The organism is Streptomyces bobili (assembly GCF_002154575.1).
Taxonomy (GTDB): Bacteria; Actinomycetota; Actinomycetes; order Streptomycetales; family Streptomycetaceae; genus Streptomyces; species Streptomyces bobili.
Window position 1 is genome coordinate 1 of sequence record NZ_MUBA01000442.1, and the last position, 2,482, is coordinate 2,482.

At 74.6% G+C, this 2,482-nt stretch carries 2 protein-coding genes; both read left to right on the forward strand.

Annotated elements, in window-relative coordinates:
- On the forward strand, positions 1 to 1,993 hold a 1,993-nt coding region (locus BZL64_RS29605), incomplete at its 5' end, for a ComEC/Rec2 family competence protein (protein WP_107430369.1).
- A gap of 4 nt (positions 1,994 to 1,997) precedes the next feature.
- A partial coding sequence (locus BZL64_RS29610) for an arylamine N-acetyltransferase family protein (protein WP_143663343.1) occupies positions 1,998 to 2,482 on the forward strand: 485 nt, incomplete at its 3' end.

Here is a 2,482-nt window from a genome sequence, read left to right on the forward strand (position 1 = left end):
GGGAAGGAGGACGGGTGGGGGAGGGCCGGCGGATGCCGGCCGGGGCGTGCGGCAGGCGTGGCTCGGGTTGTTGCCGTCCACTCGGGTGCGGGTGACGGGGCGGCTGGCGCCCGCGCTGACGGGTGGGGACCGGAACGCGGCCGTGCTGCGGCTGCGGGACCGAGGTGGGCGTGCGGTGCCGTCGGTCGTGCGGCAGCCGTCGGCGGCGCAGCGCATCGCGGGCCGCTTACGGGCGGGACTGCGGGAAGCCACCGACGGGCTGCCGGCGGACGCTCGGGCGCTGTTGCCGGGGCTGGTCGTCGGCGACACCTCACGGATCACCCCCGAGCTGGACGAGGCATTCAAGGAGACGGACCTGGCCCACACCCTGGCCGTGTCGGGGAGCAACCTCACGATCATGCTGGCCCTCCTCCTCGGACCACCCGGCCTGGCACAGCAGGTGGAGCGGCGTGGCCTGGCACCCCGCCTGGGCATCCCGCTGCGGACGACCGCGTTGCTCGGCGGGATGCTCACGCTCGGCTTCGTCGTGGTGTGCCGGCCCGACCCGAGTGTGCTGCGGGCGGCGGCCTGCGGAGCCGTCGTACTGCTCGCGCTGGCGACCGGTCGCCGCAGATCCCTGATCCCGGCGCTGGCGACGGCGGTTCTGCTCCTGGTCCTGTACGACCCCTGGCTGGCCCGGAGTTACGGGTTTCTGCTGTCGGTGCTGGCCACCGGGGCCCTGTTGACGCTGGCGCCGCGCTGGAGTGCCGCTCTGCGGCGGCGCGGGGTGCCGCCGCGGCTGGCGGAGGCGTTGGCGGCGGCGGGAGCCGCGCAGGCCCTGTGCGCGCCGGTCGTGGCGGTGCTGTCGGCCCGGGTGAGCCTCGTGGCGGTGCCGTGCAACCTGCTCGTGGAGTTCGCCGTGGCACCGGCCACGGTGCTGGGGTTCGCCACCCTGGCGACGGCGCCCTGGGCGATGCCGGTGGCCAAGGCGCTGGCCTGGTCCGCGAGTTGGCCGGCCGAGTGGATCGCGGGTGTCGCACGGACCGGGGCTGCGCTGCCCGGCGCGGGAGTGGACTGGCCGGGCGGTTGGGGCGGGGCGCTGTTGCTCGCCCTCGCCACCTCGGTGGCGGTGCTGCTGGGGAGACGGCTGCTGCGGAGGCCCTGGCTGTGCGCGGCCTGCGCGGCACTGCTCCTCCTCGCGGTGGTGCGCCCGCCTCCGCTGACCCGGGTGCTCACGGGCTGGCCGCCGCCGGGGTGGCGGCTGGCGATGTGCGACGTGGGCCAGGGCGACGCAACGGTACTCGCGGCCGGTGACGGCACCGGAGTGGTGGTGGACGCGGGTCCGGACCCGGCCCTGGTCGACCGGTGCCTGAGCAGGCTGGGCATCACCCGGATCCCGCTCGTCGTCCTGACCCACTTCCACGCCGATCACGTGGCCGGTCTGCCCGGTGTGCTGCGGGGCCGGGCGGTGGGCGCCATCGAGACGACGGGGTTCGCCGAACCGGTGGACCAGGTGGCGTTCGTACGCAGGGAGGCCGAGGCCCGAGGGGTTCCCCTGGTGCGGGCGGCGGCCGGGGAGCGGCGTCGGCTCGGTCCCCTCGACTGGGAGGTGTTGTGGCCGCCGGCCCGGCAGGTGCCGGAACCGGAGGGGCCGAACGACGCGAGCGTGACGCTGCTCGTGCGGTCCGCCGGGATACGGATGCTGCTCCTCGGGGACCTCGAACCACCCGCCCAGCAGGCGCTGGTGCGGTCGCCGGCGGCGGCACGGTTGGGCCGGGTGGACGTGCTGAAGGTCGCCCATCACGGTTCGGCCTATCAGGACCCGGATCTCCTGCGCGCATTGGCGCCCCGCCTGGCGTTGATCTCAGCGGGGGCGGACAACCCGTACGGACATCCGGCTCCCGGCACCGTCGCGGCGTTGGAGGCCACGGGGGCGGTGGTGCTGCGCACCGACCGGGACGGAGCGCTGGCCGTCGCGGGTACGGGCACGGAGCTGAGGGTGGCGGGAGACTGAGGGCATGGATTCCGCGCAGACCGATTCCGCCCAGCCCGACTCGGCACGGTCCGATTCCGCCCAGCCCGACTCGGCACCGTCCGATTCGGCACGGGCCGCTTCTGTGAAGGCCGCTTCTGTGCAGGCCGCCACGGCACGGGCCGACTCCGCGCAGGCCGTCACCGCCGCGTCCGCTCTCGACGCGCCGCTCGTCGAGGCCTACCTGCGCCGGCTCGGCGTCGAGTACTCGGCGTGGCCCACCGCCGACGTCCTGCGGGAGCTGCATCTGAGGCACCTGCGGACCGTGCCCTTCGAGAACCTGTCGGTGCATCTGGGAGAGGAGATCGTGCTGGAGGAGAGACGGCTGGTCGAGAAGGTCGCCATGACGGGGAGGGGAGGGTTCTGTTACGAGCTGAACGGCGCCTTCGGCGCTCTGCTCAGGGCACTGGGCTTCGACGTGACACCCCTCGCCGGCCGGGTCTACGGCGACGAGGGGTGTCACGTCGAAGC